Genomic DNA, 16,651 nt, shown 5'->3' on the forward strand with positions numbered 1-16,651 from the left:
AGGATTTCAAGTATCAGCTTTCAACTTTTTTTACCAATAAAAGCGGCTGTCCCAGGGTCAGCTGATCATTTTCGAGACTGTTCATGGAAATGATCTCCTCCATAGTCGTATAGAATTTTTTTGCGATGTCCCAGAGTGTATCTCCCTGCTTCACCATATATACCGTAATTCCCGGCATACTTCGGATCTTTTCTGTATCGAGTGGCTGTTCTTCCACACTTTCAATGATCTTTTCCTCTATGCACTGGATCACAAGAACATTCAGGCTCACCGCCGCTCTGACTTCAATCTCGTTACTGTCGACCATGCTTGTCGAAAGCTGTTCCAGATCCGTATGGAAATAGTAGACGCTGTCCTCTGTGATCCCCCTTGCCTCCACCACATGACTGAACGGCATCATCACTTCCATGGAATAGAACGGCATGTCGTCATTCCCCACGATATAGAGAACTTTCATCTGAACGATCCCGTCTACCTGGATCCCATCTTTGACAATTTTTGTTTTATCTATTTTTACTTTTCCCTGGCTGTGGCAAATCTGGAGGATTTTCCCCTGTGTCTCCTTGATCTCAATCCGATCAGACACGCGGCATTTGGAAAAATTCCTCACCAGAAGACTTTCCAGAACTTCATTTTTGCATTTTGGGATGCACTGACGAAACGGAGTATAGACATCCATAAGTATTTCATGGTCTTCTTCCCTGTAAAGACGGATATCCAACTCCAGTACGATATCTGTTACAAAGATGCGTTCCTCTCCGTCGGAATCCGGTTTCACCTCCACGCTCTGATTGATGACCGAAGCTTCCAGATTTGGAACCATGTCAAAAGTACATCCGCTGCATTCCACTTCTCCGGTAAATGGTATAGAATGCTCCAGCCACTGCAGGGTACCGTCCTCATCATCCCCTTTATACAAAGCAAACAAAAAAAGTTCTCCTTTGGCTTTTACTACATTTTCTTCCGGTCTTAAGTCCAGTCCTCTGACTTCAAGCGTATACCAGAGAAGCTCTGCGATATTCGGTTTATTGGATACCAGTTCTACTTCTTCTTTGAGCCGCAGGGTGTCTTTTTTATGTATGGCAAGACTGAGAAGACGCATCTGTTTTTTCTGCACAGAAACTGTTTCATCATCCAGTGAAACCGGCAGACGGATTCCTGAGAGTTCATCTACAACTGCATAAAAAGTCACTACTGCTTTGATGTTCAGTTTTCTTGAATGGATCAGGTGCAGGCTCAGATCCTCTATTTCCCACCGAAGACACATCTTATCGCCACTTACGATCCCCTCAAGGTTCATCGTCTCTTCCACCGGCAGTTTGGCTGAGAGACTGTAAACTTTGCCCTCTTCTTCTCCTACATAGAGAAGATCCACCTGCAGGCTTCCTTTCAGAAAAGCATGACCGTCGCTTAATCGGACTTCTTCTACCGAAACATCGCCCTTGTTCTGGACCATCCGTCCGATATCCGGTTTTACATCCGGCACATTATAATCCACATCAAAAGTCACCTGGCTGGTCGCTCTGCTCTTTGTCCGCAGCACCTGAATATCTTCTTTTCTTAATTCCATCGCTGACCGCTCCTCTCATACTATTCAAACACAACAGGTTCTTCTCTGTAATCGGTCTTTACTGCAATATACGGATAAGATGGCGCTCCGCTCTGATTTTCTTTCTCCGGTCCGATCAGTCTCGTTTTGAAAAAAATCGTCGTAGACGAAGCCGAAAGTTCAGCCACCTGAATACTGTATCCTCCGCTCATCTGCTTTCCATATCCCCGGATCAGATACAGGGTATCTCCCTTCTGATAAGTCATCTGAAAATCGTCCGCTTTCTTTTCCTGAATCAGTTCCTGTGCACTCTGCGGAAGTTCTGCTGTATCCACCACCGTATATTCAAGAGGTGTCCTCTCCCCTTCCTCTATCTTTACCAGGCTGCATCCTCCTGCACTCAGCAAAAAAGCCAGTAATATGCACCAGACAACCGTCATATATCGTTTTGACCGATTTTGTCTGATTCCTGCAGACAGTGGTATCTGCATAGGCACAATTCTCCTGTCCGCTCTTTTTCAATATGTATTCTATGCCAAAACCAAAAGATTTATTGCAACTATTTCAAATATCCCTTATACTGATAGCAGAGTTTCGAACACGCGAAACCCATGCAAATTTAACAGAAAGAGGAATTCGTTATGATTCGTTTTATCATTGTTGCCATTACGGTCATCGGGTTTCTGATCCTTTCCATTCCGATTCTTCTGATCGAATGGATCATCGGAAAATTTTCACCAAGGACCAAGGAAATCAGTTCTCTTCGAATTGTCCAGGGAGTATTTAAATTCATTCTCTGGGAAGCCGGAACCAAAGTTACGATCATCGGCGAAGAAAATGTTCCCAAGGATACTCCGGTTCTCTACATTGGCAATCACAGAAGTTATTTTGACATCGTGCTTACTTACAGCCGCTGTCCGATCCGTACCGGCTACATTGCCAAGAAAGAAATGGAGCGTTATCCGCTTCTTTCCAACTGGATGAAATATCTTCACTGTCTGTTTCTTGACCGTAAGGATATCAAACAGGGACTCAAGACCATCCTCGCAGCCATCGACAAGATCAAATCCGGCATTTCCATCTGTATCTTCCCTGAAGGTACACGTAACAAGAATGCAGATGACCTGGAGCTTCTTCCTTTCCACGACGGAAGCTTCAAGATTGCTTCCAAGACAGGCTGTGCGATCATTCCAATGGCACTTAACAACACCGTAGAAATCTTTGAGGCACATATGCCAAAGATCAAATCAACTCATGTCGTTTTGGAATACGGTAAACCAATCTATGTCAAGGACCTTCCGAAAGAAGATCAGAAACATCTCGGTGCATACACTCAGAACATCATTCACGATATGCTCGAAAAAAATAAACCTCTGGTATGATCCAGGGGTTTATTTTTGTGATTTTATATTCTTTTTTAATAGACAGTAGTTGCTTATCCGATATGTGCTGCTCCGACTGCACGGATGTCCATTGGATATACATTTTCTTTTCCAACAAATTTAGAAATATATTCTACATAGTTCTCCTGCTCTTTTTCCGGAATGATCGCTGCGATAACGCCTGCAAATCCACCACCGTGAACACGGCATACGCCTGCGCCAATCTTCTTGAGGAAAAGCTGTGTCAGTGCAAGAGTTCTTGTGATCTTCTGCTCGTGGAAATCTTTCATAGTGTAGCAGTTCTGAAGGAGTTCCCAGGAAGATTTTCCGGACTCGTCGATCAGTTCAAGGAATTTATCATAATCATCATGGTGGATCGCATCTGCTGCTTCCTCTACACGGGTAGTCTCTCCAAAGAAATGAAGTGCACGGAGAATTGCTCTGTCATCCTCAATCTCATTGCAATGCTCAAGAAGTGCATCTACGTTTGTCTCATGAAGAAGGTTCACGCCAAGTACTTTGGCAACAGCTTTCATTTCACCCGGGATCTCAGAGTATTCCTGGCTCAGATCTGCATGACCTTTTCCTGTATTTACGATAACAAGCTTGTATCCGAATTTTCCGAAGGAGAAATCCAGTTTGCTGTATTTGAGGTTATTGCTGTCAGCGAAATCAAAAAGAACCGGTCCGCCTACTGCACATGCCATCTGGTCCATCATTCCGGAAGCTTTGTCCCAGTAAACATTCTCTGCATACTGGCCAACTTTTGCATAATCATTATATGTCATTTTGCTTTCGTTAAAGAAGTAATCAATGATAGTGCAGATCAGCATCTCGAAAGAAGCAGAAGAACTTACACCTGCTGCTGCGATAACGTTTGTGCTTACATATGCATCGAATCCTGCTGTCTTAAAGCCGTTCTTCTGTGCACCTTCCATCATACCTGCAACGAGTGCCGGTGTTCCCTTCTTGTAGTTTGCCTTGCTCAGTTTGGTAAGGTCTACAACGATCTCATCTCTGTATCCTTCACTGGTGATATGGATAGTCTGTGTTCCGTTCGGATAAGCCGCTCCGATGGTATCCAGGTTGATGCTTCCTGCAATCACCTTGCCGCCATTGTGGTCTGTATGGTTTCCAATGATCTCAGTTCTTCCTGCTGATGTGAAGTATTCTGCTTTGTCATGTTTGTATGTTTTTGCAAAATTATCTGCAAGTTTCTGGAAACGTGCGCTGCTCTTCTCTGTTTCTCCATAGATTTCCTGAAGTTTTGCTGTTTCTGGTAAATTCATGTTCCTGTTCTCCTTTTACATTTTATTTTGATGCATCCCATGTAGTTTTTGTTTCATTATGTTGTTTCGTTACGCTCTTTCATCATGCACATTATTCTCCTGTGCACATCTGATAAATCCATTATATATCTTTTTCTGTAAAATACCTTAATTAATCTGCGAAAAAAAAGTAAAATCTTGCGTTATTCATATTTTTTTGTTTATAATAAAGGTAATTTCCTGCGTTCAGCAAATCTTCGAAAAAAGGAGGAGAGACAGTCTCTCATGCAGATCATCACAAACCAGTTTCAAAAAGAATTAAAGAAACATGGCAGCGACCATTTCCCGTTTCTGGTCAGTTATCAGCGGCTGTCAGAATATGATTCCAATTCCTTTATGTGGCACTACCATCCGGAAATCGAGATCACTTATATAAAAAAAGGCTCCATGCACTATCGTGTAAATAATCAGTCCTTCCACCTGAAAGAAGGGGACATTATTTTCTGCAATTCCAACGCCCTCCACAGCGGCGAAATGGAGCACCAGGAGGATTGTTCCTATATACCGATCACTTTTGACCCAAAGCTGATCTATGGATTTTTCCAGAGCACCATCTGTACGAAATATGTAGAACCTGTGATCCAGAATCTTGCTGTCTGTGCGATGCACATCGACTATACAGAAAGCTGGCATGAAACTTTCCGCAAAAAAATGTTGGAAGTCATCGCCCTTGATAAAGAAAAGCCTGATTTCTACGAACTGGACATATCGATCCGGATGCAGATCATGTGGCGGCTGCTCGTAGAACATCTCCCACATCAGCCGCTTCCTGCCGCATCTGATCTCACAGAATATGAACGGATCCGCAAAATCCTCTCTTACATAGAACAGAATTACATGAACCCGATCACACTGGCAGAAGTCGCTGAACACATTCATCTCTGTGAAAGTGAATGTACGCGCCTGTTTAAACGCCATATGAATACTACACTCTTCTCTTTCCTGCAGGAGTACCGGATCGAACGAAGCCTGGAATACCTGAGCACCCACGAATCCATCAGCAACATCGCCGGAAAGACCGGCTTCTCCGACTCCAACTACTACTCCAAAGTCTTCAGCAAGATCAAAGGCTGTAGTCCGAGAGAATACCGCAAAAATCTTATATCACAGGAGGATCACGCATGAACTACAACAATGCAAAAGAACAATTTGAGAAATATCTGAACAGCTATGACCGTGATAATGGTAAAGTCCGTCTCAAGATCATTCATACCTACGGCGTAGTGCATGATATGACAGAAATCTGTAAACGTATGCAGTTATCTGATGAAGACACTGAACTCGCCAGAATCATTGCCCTGCTGCACGACATTGGTCGTTTTGAACAGTTGAAACGTTTTGACAGCTTCGAACCGACCACCATGGATCACGCAGCTTATGGTGTGCAGGTTTTATTTGAAGAAGGCATGATCCGCCAGTTTGTCCCGGAATCCACCTGGGACGATATCATCCACACTGCTATCGCCAGACACAGTGATTTCAAACTTGAGGGGATCACAGATCCACTCACCCTCCTTCACGCCCGCTTGATCCGCGATGCAGACAAACTGGACAACTGTCGCGTAAAATTAGAGGATGATCTTCTGGTCTTCATGGGGGCATCTGGAGAAGAAATCGGTGCACAGGCAATTACTCCTGTCATTTACGATACTGTTTTCAAAAACCAGTGTGTCTACTCCCCTGACCGCGTCACCAGAATGGATTACTGGGTCTCCTACGTCGCTTACTTCCTTGACATCAATTATCGTGCAACCCTCGATATCATCGAAGAACACGACTACCTCAACAAGATCATCGACCGCATTCCTTACTCCAACCCGGACACCCGCCAGAAAATGGAAGACATCCGCACACATCTGGCTGAATTTATCCACACCAGCCCAGGATATACCTGGAACTAATCCACATTTCCTACAAAAAAAGGACCTGACTTACCTAAGCCAGATCCTTTTTATTTACCCACAATCATTCTCCACACAGGAAATCTACCCCACACAAAAACCAGGAATACATTCCCCCACTAACTCACTTCATCTCATCATAACCTATAGCCATGCTTCGACTAAGCCAGGGGTGTGCAGTGGGGACTGCTAAGTCCACTTTGCGGAATTTATTTAATAAATACTTTGTCCAGATGCCAGATATCATCTACATACTCTTCAATTGTTCTGTCAGATGTAAATTTACCTGCGCATGCTGTGTTCAGCATAGCCATACGAGCCCAGCCTTTTTCATCTTTGTATGCTTCTTCTACTTTCTTCTGTGCTGCTGCATAGGAGCGGAAGTCAGCAAGGATGAAGTACTGGTCTGCTCTCTCTCCACCATTCTGGTTGAGGAGTGAGTTGTACAGATCACGGAACAGTTCTGTATCAGCGGAGAATGTTCCATTTACAAGCTCTGTCAGTACCTGACGGATCTCATCATCTGTGTTGTAGATGACTCTCGGATCATATCCGCCATTGTTTTCGTAATTAATAACTTCATCTGCACTCAGACCGAAGATAAATGCGTTTTCTTTGCCAACTTCATCAACGATCTCAACGTTAGCACCATCCATGGTTCCCAGAGTCGGTGCACCGTTCAGCATGAACTTCATGTTACCTGTACCGGAAGCCTCTTTACTTGCAGTAGAAATCTGCTCAGAAACATCTGCTGCTGCAAAGATCATCTCAGCGTTGGATACACGATAGTTCTCGATGAATACAACTTTCAGTTTGCCTTCGATAGAGGCATCATTGTTTACAACATCTGCTACAGAGTTGATCAGTTTGATGATCTTCTTGGCACGTGCATAACCTGCAGATGCTTTTGCACCGAAGATGAATGTTCTTGGATAGAAATCCATTTCCGGATGTTTCTTGATCTGATCATACAGATAGATTACATGCAGAATGTTCAGAAGCTGACGTTTGTACTCATGAAGTCTCTTAACCTGTACATCGAAGATAGAACGTGGATTTACCTCTACTCCGTTGTGCTCCAGGATGTATTTTGCCAGACGAACTTTGTTCTGGTATTTGATGTTCATGAATTCCTGCTGTGCTTTTTCATCATCAACATAAACTTTCAGTTTGCTGATCTGAGACAGGTCTGTGATCCATTCCGGTCCGATATGATCTGTTACCCAGTCTGCAAGAAGCTGGTTTCCGTGAAGCAGGAAACGTCTCTGAGTAATACCGTTTGTCTTGTTGTTGAATTTCTCCGGCATCATTTCGTAGAAATCTTTCAGTTCCTGTTTCTTAAGGATCTCTGTATGAAGTTTTGCAACACCGTTTACAGAGTAGCCTGCAACGATTGCAAGATGAGCCATTTTTACCTGTCCATCATAGAGGATTGCCATCTTCTTGATCTTGTCATAGTTTCCAGGATATTTTTCCTGAATCTCAAGAACAAAACGACGGTTGATCTCTTCGATGATCTGGTATACACGTGGAAGCAGTCTGGAGAACAGTTCAACCGGCCATTTCTCAAGAGCCTCTGCCATGATTGTATGGTTTGTATAAGCAACAGCTTTGGTTGTTACAGACCATGCATCATCCCATCCAAGACCTTCTTCATCCATAAGGATACGCATAAGTTCTGCTACTGCTACTGTCGGATGAGTATCGTTCATCTGGAAAGTAACTTTTTCGTGCAGTTTCATGATATCTTTGTGGTTCTTCTTATATTTGTCGATAGCAGCCTGGAGACTTGCAGATACGAAGAAGTACTGCTGTTTCAGACGCAGCTCTTTACCTGCCATATGGTTATCATTCGGATAAAGAACTTCTACGATATTGCGGGCAAGGTTTTCCTGCTCAACTGCTTTTTTGTAATCACCTTTGTCAAAGGAATCAAGCTCAAAGTCTACGATTGGCTCTGCATCCCAGATTCTTAAAGTGTTTACGATCTTGTTGTTATATCCTACGATCGGCATATCAAACGGAACAGCTTTTACTGCCTGATATCCCTTGTGTACGAATTTGTTGGATCCTGTTGCCGGATCATATTCAACATCAACATATCCACCGAAGTGAACTTCTTTTGCATATTCCGGACGGCGAAGTTCGAACGGATATCCGTCTTTGAGCCAGTTATCCGGTACTTCTACCTGATATCCGTCTTTGATCTGCTGTTTGAACATACCATAACGATAGCGGATACCACATCCATATGCGCTGTAGTTAAGAGTTGCAAGAGAATCCAGGAAGCATGCTGCCAGACGTCCCAGACCACCGTTTCCAAGGGCCGGGTCCGGCTCCTGATCCTCAATTGCGTTGATATCAAGTCCGAGCTCATCCAGAGCTTCTTTGACTTCTTTGTATGCAGTCAGGTTGATCAGGTTATTTCCAAGTGCACGACCCATCAGGAATTCCATTGACATATAGTAAACAGTTTTCGGATCCTGCTCTTTGTATGCGTTCTGTGTCTCAAGCCAGTTATCAATGATAACGTCTTTTACAGTGTAGCATACAGCCTGGAAAATCTGCTCCTGTGTAGCTTCTTCGAGTTTTTTACGATAAAGGAATTTAACGTTTTCCTTTACGCTCTCTTTGAAAGCTTCTTTTTTGAACTGCTTGTCGATCATCGCGTTTCCTCCTTAATCGCACAGCAACAGCTGTGCAGCTTTGATTACCCCAATTTTTACGAATCATGCCCGGTATATTTACCGGGCATGAGTTAATTACATCTTTGCAACACCAAGGACAACTGGCTCTTTGTTAATATTCCATTCTTTTACATAGCCGTCGGTTGTGCCCAGAGTCATATCCTCTGCCAGTACTTCAGACATGATTTCTTCTTTGTGGTTCTTCATGAGTTCAAGAATTCTGTCATTATCTTTTGCATAGATATGGATCTTGTCCATAACTTCAAATCCGGCTTCTTTTCTCATTGTCTGTACTTTGCTGACAATCTCACGGACGAATCCTTCTTCGATCAGCTCTGGTGTCAGATTTGTATCAAGAACTACAGAAATATCACCGTCTGCTTCTGTTACATAACCTTCTGTCTGTGCGGTCTCGATCAATAAGTCTTCCTCAGAAAGTTCTACCTTGTTTCCATTGATATCCAGTGTCAGAAGACCTGTGGATCTCAGCTCGTTCATCGCTTCTGTTCCGTTGATCTCAGCAAGTGCTGTACGGATGCCGTTCAGAAGTTTACCGTATTTCGGTCCTACTGTACGGAGCTGCGGTTTGAAACTGTAGGAGATGAAGGACTCTACATCATTTGCGAACTTCACTTCTTTGACATTCAGCTCGTCTGCAATGATATCTGTGTAGAACTGACCCATTTCTTTGTCAGCTTTGATATACATTGTTCCGATCGGCTGACGGTTCTTGATGTTTGCAGTATTTCTTGCTGCACGTCCAAGAACAACGATCTTGAGAAGTTCTTCCATATCATCTTCCAGCTCTTTGTTGATCCATGCTTCTTCGACTTTCGGGAAATCACAGAGATGAATACTCTCAATTGCGTCTTTGTCAACGCTTCTTACAAGGTTCTGGTAGATTTCTTCTGTCATGAACGGGATCATCGGAGCTGCTGCTTTGGAAATTGTTACCAGAGCAGTGTACAGAGTCATGTAAGCATTGATCTTATCCTGCTCCATGCCCTTAGCCCAGAAACGCTCACGGCTTCTTCTTACATACCAGTTACTCATCTCATCTACAAACTCCTGAAGAGCTCTTGCGCTTTCCGGGATCTTGTAGTTTGCAAGGCAGTCATCGACAGTCTTCACTACAGAATTCAGCTTGCTTAACAGCCATTTATCCATAACAGGAAGATTGTCATAATCTAAAGTATATTTTGTTGGGTCAAAATTGTCAATATTTGCATAAAGAACAAAGAATGCATAAGTGTTCCACAGAGTACCCATGAACTTACGCTGACCTTCCTGAACAGCCTTGCCATGGAAGCGGTTCGGCAGCCACGGAGCACTGTTGATATAGAAGTACCAGCGGATCGCATCTGCACCGTATTTCTCAAGTGCATCGAACGGATCAACTGCATTTCCTTTGGATTTACTCATCTTCTGGCCATTTTCATCCTGTACGTGTCCAAGAACGATAACATTCTTATATGGAGCCTGGTTGAACAGGATCGTGGACTCAGCAAGCAGAGAATAGAACCATCCTCTTGTCTGGTCAACAGCCTCAGAGATAAAGTCTGCCGGGAACTGTTTTTCAAAAAGTTCTTTATTTTCAAATGGATAATGATGCTGTGCAAAAGGCATTGCCCCTGAATCGAACCAGCAGTCAATAACCTCCGGTACACGATGCATGGTTCCACCACATTCCGGGCATTTCAGTGTGATCTCATCGATGTATGGACGATGGAGTTCTACTGTCTTGGCTCTTTCATCACCGCTCATCTCAAACAGTTCCTGACGGCTTCCGATAGAATGCATATGTCCGCATTCACACTGCCAGATGTTCAGTGGTGTTCCCCAATAACGGTTTCTGGAAATACCCCAGTCCTGAACGTTTTCCAGCCAGTCGCCGAAACGTCCCTTACCGATGCTCTCCGGAATCCAGTTGATAGTATTGTTGTTACGGATCAGATCATCCTTAACTGCTGTCATCTTGATGAACCAGGACTCACGTGCATAGTAGATCAGTGGTGTATCGCATCTCCAGCAGTGCGGATAATCATGCTCGAATTTCGGAGCATCAAAGAGTTTGCCCTCTTTATCCAGATCCTGAAGTACAAGCGGATCAGCTTTCTTAACAAAAACGCCGGCATATGGAGTTTCTGCTGTCATATCACCTTTGCCGTCTACAAACTGTACGAACGGAAGGTCATAGTCGCGTCCTACACGGCTGTCGTCTTCACCGAATGCCGGTGCGATATGAACGATACCGGTACCATCACTCATCGTTACATAGTTATCTGCTGTAACAAAATGAGCTTTCTTTTTCTGTTTTGCTGCTGCCTCTCCTGCGCATGCGAAGAGCGGCTCATATTCTTTGTATTCCAGATCTTTTCCGACATATTTCTCAAGAACTTCGTACGCCGGTGTCTCTTCGGAACCAAGTTTGCCGAGAACTTTGTCAAGCAGTGCTTCTGCCATATAATAAGTATAGCCATCTGCTGCTTTTACTTTGCAGTAAGTCTCTGTCGGGTTTACGCAGAGTGCAACGTTGGATGGCAGTGTCCACGGTGTTGTGGTCCATGCCAGGAAGTATGCATCTTCTCCGACAACCTTGAAGCGAACGATCGCAGAACGTTCTTTGACTGTTTTATAACCCTGTGAAACTTCCTGTGCGGAAAGTGGTGTACCACAACGCGGACAGTAAGGAACGATCTTGAATCCTTTGTACAGGAGTTTCTTGTTCCAGATTTCTTTCAGTGCCCACCATTCAGACTCAATATAGTCATCATGGTAAGTAACATATGGATTCTCCATATCAGCCCAGAAACCAACGGTTGAGGAAAAGTCTTCCCACATTCCTTTGTATTTCCAGACACTTTCTTTACACTGCTGGATAAATGGTTCCATACCATATTCCTCGATCTGTTCTTTGCCGTCCAGACCAAGTTTCTTCTCTACTTCCAGCTCTACCGGAAGTCCGTGGGTATCCCATCCAGCTTTACGAGGTACCATGTAACCTTTCATAGTACGGTATCTCGGGATCATATCTTTGATAACACGTGTCAGTACATGACCGATGTGCGGTTTGCCGTTTGCTGTCGGCGGTCCATCATAGAACATGTAAGTAGGATCGTCTTTGCGGTCCTCCATACTTTTTTCGAAGATATGGTTTTCTTTCCAGAATTTTTCTACTTGTTTTTCACGGTCTACAAAATTCAGGTTCGTATCTACTTTCTGATACACAACAGATTCCTCCTTTAAATTCTCTCGGGAAAATTTTTCCATAAAAATAAAAAAACTTCCGTCCTGTAAAAGGACGAAAGCAATTTCCACATTCGCACCACCTGTTACATTGTACGGGCTGGTAGTAATCAAACGCCGATACATGTTCCCTTTAACGGCGGAAACACCGTCCCTCCTTACTTAAGATTTCAGGAAAGAAACTCCGGAGTGATCTTCCATCGAAATTACTGACACCAGGCTCCCACCTCATCCCGGCTCTCTGCGGTTTTCATATCGATCTACTGTCTCCATCACAGTTTTTATTTCATTATATGTGCTGTTTCATTATACGGTTCTGTTTTTGTTTATGTCAAGGTCTTTTTGCGATATTTTCAGGGATTTACGGCTATTTTACCCAAACCGCTTTAAGGTTTTACGTTTTCTCCCGCTGAAATACACCCTTGTATACAAAAAATGATTACAGTATAATTGTTGAGAATGGTATAATATAGAAATTATATTCAATAAAGAAAGGTAATTACATGAAAAATAAAAAAATCAGCAGACGTGCTACTGCCACCTGCTCGACATGCAATACAATAAAGCGCGTTCTTGGCAGCGTACTCTGTGCAGCTCTCATTGTCTGCCAGACAGTTCCTGTCCTTGCAACCGATGAATATGGTGATCCGATCGTAACAGCAACGCCTGTTCCTGAAGAAATCTATCATACAGACTATTATACACAGCCTGCAGATACAGATTCCATTGAGGGATGGGTTCAGGGACCTCAGATAGAGGGAGAATCCGCTGTACTCATGGATATGATAACAGGAAGCATCCTTTATTCAAAAAACGCAGACAAAGCTCAGTATCCAGCCAGCATCACCAAGATCATGACTGCCCTTCTCGGCAGTGAAAATCTGAAAGCCACAGACAAATTTACCATGTCTGAAACCGCTGCTCATGGAATCACAGATACTCAGAGTTCCAGTATCTACGCAGATACCGGGGAAGAATTTACCGTAGAACAGGCACTGATGGCAGTTATGCTCCAGTCAGCCAATGAAATGACTCTTGCCATAGCTGAACAGACTTCCGGTTCCGTCAAGAAATTTGTCGAACTGATGAACCAGAAAGCCCGTCAGATAGGATGCACCAATACGCATTTCAACAATCCTAACGGGCTTCCGGATGAGAAACATTACACTACAGCCAATGATATGGCAAAAATCGCCCGTGCAGCCTGGTTCAATCCGATGTTCCGTAAATACTGTACAACTGTTTATTACGAAATCCCGGCAACCAACAAGTTCAGTGAAACCCGTTACCTTCTGAATCACCACAAGATGATGTCCGGACAGACCTATGCTTATGACGGTGTTCTTGGCGGCAAAACAGGTTATACAGAGGCAGCCGGAAATACACTCGTTACTTTTGCTCATCGCGGAAATATGTACCTTGTCTCCGTCGTCATGCAGTCCATCAATGGTGCATACTCCGATACCAAATCCCTCCTGGATTACGGATTTGACAATTTTTCCAGAGCTGCTGTAAAAGAAAAAAAAGAAATCTCTTTTTCCTGTCTTCCAGCAGAAAAATATCTGATCAAAGACTACCAGCACTGTGTTCTTTTTTATTCGATGCGGACACCTTCCGTAGCACTTCCAAATGGAACAGATACGGATTCCCTCAAAAAGAATTACACCATTAAAAAAAATCCGGCAGGTCGTCCCCTTCTGACCATCAATTATTCTTTCAACGGTCATCAGGTTGGAACTGCCAGATATTATCCAAAAAATTCAATCTCAGATCTGCTTCTCTGATTTTCTTTTGATCTGTCTCTTCTTGCGGAGGAAATCCCTTTTTTCACGGATTTCTTCCGCTTTTTCATTACCTACATTTTTAAGCGTCTTAATTACATAATAACGGTCTTCTTCTGTATGACGGATCCTTATCTTACCTTTCACGTATCCATGCTTCTGACAGAGTGATATGCTCTCATATGCCTTCGAATTATTCATAAACCATCGAATCTTACGTTTCGCCGGCAAATGACAGATCGGGCATTTCGTGCTGGTCACTTCCCTGTCCCTCATAATCTTGTCCCGGTCTGTGAATTCCCTTGAAACATATTGGTCATGATCCGGATAGGATAAAAAAAGCTCATCTTTCTTTTTTTTCGGGTTCTGATATACGTCCATGGAATAGTTTGTAAAAAGAGTCTTCTCATCTACCCATTTCAGAACCATCGCCGTATAACGCGCATCTGTCAGTGCCCTGTGGAATGTCTGCTCCTTCGGAATATCAAGCTGATCGATCGCGAATTCCAGACTTCTGCGTCCACCGGCTTCCTTACAGCACATACCAAAAACTTTTTGCACATCGTAATACTTCACCGGTCCCGGAAGAAGAAACAGCAGATCATAATATTTCATATTTCTCTGCAATTCCATGACATCCTGATTTCCCCAGGTAAAAAATGCAAAGTCATCTCCACACCAGTCCAGAAATTCCCTCACCGCCTCCGGAAAAGGAAGTCCGTCTGCAAGATCCTTATAATCCACATGGATCACCTCATGGATACTGTCATGGATCCAGTTATATACCTGCGGCTTTATCAGCCTCTGAAAAACATCTACAGGTTCTCTTTTTTCATTCATCTTCACAGCACCGATCTCTATGATTTCAAAAGGCAGGCGACTGTTTGAATATTTCTTTCCGCCTGGACTCTGATTCCATTCCAGATCAAAAACAATATAGTTCATACCGTGTTTCCTTTTCTTTCTTTTCCGTAAAATACCTGATGTATTTCTGCACTCTGTCATTTAGTATAGCAAAAGAAAGGAACCGATGCAACTGCACCGATTCCTTTCGTGGCTTATAATATTTATAATAATTAATCTATTACTTCCTGTTTTATGTCAACTTACGGTTTACCATACGTTGTAGTAACGTTCATAGGAAGTTCCATTTTCGAGGAAATCCTGAAGCAGACTGTCTGTACTGTCACCAAACTGTTCTTCATCCTGATCCTGGTTTCCATCACCCTGATCATCCGGTTTTCCCTGATCCTGATCGTCTTTGGACTCATCCTTGGAATCCTGGCTATCAGCATCCGGATTTTCTCCAAGAGTTACGGTAACTGTTTTTTCTTTATAGGAATCACCATTTGCAACTTCGATGGTAACGTCTACTTCTTCACCTGGCTCATAGTACTCCAGACGGCTTACCAGTTCATCAATGCTGCGTACTCTCTTACCATCGAATTCTGTGATGATAGATTTTGCCTTGATTCCAGCTTTGTCTGCTGCTCCGCCTTCTGTAACTTCAGAAACAAGAACACCTTCCGGAACTCCATAATACTGTGAAGCTTCCTCGCTTACAGACATACCTGTGATTCCAAGTACACCGTGATTATCAACTTTATCTCTTGGTGTTTCGTTCATCAGCTGCTCCAGAGTATCCGTAACATCTGAGATAGAAATTGCATATCCCATACCTTCAACCTCTGTAGATGCAAGTTTCGCAGAGTTGATTCCGACTACTTCACCATCCATATTCAGAAGTGCACCACCACTGTTACCAGGGTTAATTGCTGCATCAGTCTGAATCAGGTTTACTGCATCTGAATCTTCTGATTCTTCAGAACCATCAGAGTTCAGTTTACGGTTCTTTGCACTTACAATACCTGTTGTTACAGACTGTCCATATCCAAGAGCGTTACCAATGGCAACTACCTGCTCACCTACTTTAAGGTCATCAGAACTTCCCATGGTTGCTACCTGGATCTGATCCATTGTATCATCAGAAATATCAGACAGTGCTACAGAAACAACTGCAAGGTCTTTGTCCTCATCATAACCATTGACGGTTGCCTCATAAGTCTCGCCATCAATGCAGGTAACAGATACGGTATCTGCTCCGTCTACTACATGATAGTTTGTTGCGATCAGAAGGCTGTCATCATTCTTTCCGATGATGATACCAGAACCGCTTCCTTCAACTTCCTGCTGTGTTGTATATCCCTGGCTTCCACCGAATCCATAATATCCAAGATAATTCTGAACATCCTGAACAGATTTCGTTGTGATCGCTACTACGGATTTCATTCCTTCTGCTGCGATATCAGATACATCCAGGCTTCCTTTTGTCTTGCTGGAATCGCTTTCATCACTGCTGTCGGATTTATCCTTCTTGTCTGATTTTGTCTGAAGAAGAGTTGTATTTTCTTTGTTAGAAGAAGCAGCTTCTACACTGCTGCTGTTCCATCCAGTCAGTGCATTCACACCCTCAAAAGAACCTGCTGCAAGTCCGCCTGCCAGAACTGCGCATAATGCAATACCTGCTGCTTTCTTTACTTTCTTTCTCATTCTTTCTTTCGGATCGTTATTTCTATTTTCATTGTTATCATTCATTGATCTATTATTCATATCTGTCATCAAAATCCCCTCCTTGGAATCTCTGTTTACTTCTTTTCTTTTATGGTTAGAAGTATAGGGGGTATTTGTGTTGACTTTGTGGGAAAAATGTGACGAATCTGTTAATTTCCCCAATGTTCTCCATGAATAACAAAAATTCCCTGCTGCCGCTACAGGGC

General features: G+C 43.3%; 11 protein-coding genes. 4 read left to right on the plus strand and 7 right to left on the minus strand.

Annotated elements, in window-relative coordinates; all coding sequences use genetic code 11:
• Nucleotides 1-13: 13 nt before the first annotated feature.
• Both DWX28_RS09860 and DWX28_RS09865 read right to left on the minus strand, forming a co-directional pair.
• A complete protein-coding gene (locus tag DWX28_RS09860) occupies nt 14-1,570 on the minus strand; it encodes a DUF3794 and LysM peptidoglycan-binding domain-containing protein (protein WP_022215674.1) in 1,557 nt (518 codons plus the stop codon).
• Between the two features lie 20 nt (nt 1,571-1,590).
• On the minus strand, nt 1,591-2,040 hold the full coding sequence (locus DWX28_RS09865; protein ID WP_227222566.1) for a protease complex subunit PrcB family protein: 450 nt from the start codon (nt 2,038-2,040) through the stop codon (nt 1,591-1,593).
• A gap of 150 nt (nt 2,041-2,190) precedes the next feature.
• On the opposite strand from DWX28_RS09865, the gene DWX28_RS09870 reads away from it, so the two are divergent.
• Entirely contained in the window at nt 2,191-2,931 is a 741-nt protein-coding gene (locus DWX28_RS09870; protein WP_022215672.1) for a lysophospholipid acyltransferase family protein, read from the plus strand.
• Between the two features lie 53 nt (nt 2,932-2,984).
• Here DWX28_RS09870 and DWX28_RS09875 read toward each other — a convergent pair whose 3' ends face one another.
• Nucleotides 2,985-4,220, minus strand: a complete 1,236-nt coding sequence (locus DWX28_RS09875) for a galactokinase (RefSeq protein ID WP_022215671.1) — start codon at nt 4,218-4,220, stop codon at nt 2,985-2,987.
• A 264-nt stretch (nt 4,221-4,484) separates the two neighbouring features.
• On the opposite strand from DWX28_RS09875, the gene DWX28_RS09880 reads away from it, so the two are divergent.
• The gene (locus DWX28_RS09880; protein ID WP_022215670.1) at nt 4,485-5,384 is read left to right on the plus strand and encodes a helix-turn-helix transcriptional regulator; all 900 of its coding nucleotides are present in this window, start codon (nt 4,485-4,487) and stop codon (nt 5,382-5,384) included.
• Entirely contained in the window at nt 5,381-6,160 is a 780-nt protein-coding gene (locus DWX28_RS09885) for an HD domain-containing protein (RefSeq protein WP_118252582.1), read from the plus strand. Before DWX28_RS09880 ends, DWX28_RS09885 begins: the two co-directional genes overlap by 4 nt.
• A gap of 209 nt (nt 6,161-6,369) precedes the next feature.
• On the opposite strand, the gene DWX28_RS09890 is transcribed toward DWX28_RS09885, so the two are convergent.
• Complete coding sequence (locus tag DWX28_RS09890; protein ID WP_118252583.1) at nt 6,370-8,826, minus strand: glycogen/starch/alpha-glucan phosphorylase; 2,457 nt, start codon at nt 8,824-8,826, stop codon at nt 6,370-6,372.
• Between the two features lie 96 nt (nt 8,827-8,922).
• Nucleotides 8,923-12,075 carry an isoleucine--tRNA ligase gene (ileS, locus tag DWX28_RS09895; protein ID WP_118252601.1) on the minus strand — a complete coding sequence of 1,051 codons (3,153 nt, stop codon included), beginning with the start codon at nt 12,073-12,075 and terminating at the stop codon, nt 8,923-8,925.
• A 521-nt stretch (nt 12,076-12,596) separates the two neighbouring features.
• Here ileS and DWX28_RS09900 point away from each other — a divergent pair.
• Complete coding sequence (locus DWX28_RS09900) at nt 12,597-13,877, plus strand: D-alanyl-D-alanine carboxypeptidase family protein (RefSeq protein ID WP_118252584.1); 1,281 nt, start codon at nt 12,597-12,599, stop codon at nt 13,875-13,877.
• On the opposite strand, the gene DWX28_RS09905 is transcribed toward DWX28_RS09900, so the two are convergent.
• Nucleotides 13,860-14,819, minus strand: coding sequence for a 3'-5' exonuclease (locus DWX28_RS09905; RefSeq protein WP_022213751.1), 960 nt, complete (start codon nt 14,817-14,819; stop codon nt 13,860-13,862). The genes DWX28_RS09900 and DWX28_RS09905 overlap by 18 nt on opposite strands.
• A gap of 168 nt (nt 14,820-14,987) precedes the next feature.
• A complete protein-coding gene (locus tag DWX28_RS09910) occupies nt 14,988-16,493 on the minus strand; it encodes a S1C family serine protease (protein WP_022213752.1) in 1,506 nt (501 codons plus the stop codon).
• Nucleotides 16,494-16,651: the final 158 nt, after the last annotated feature.

This window comes from Blautia sp. AF19-10LB, assembly GCF_003461245.1.
Classification (GTDB): Bacteria; Bacillota; Clostridia; order Lachnospirales; family Lachnospiraceae; genus Blautia_A; species Blautia_A intestinihominis.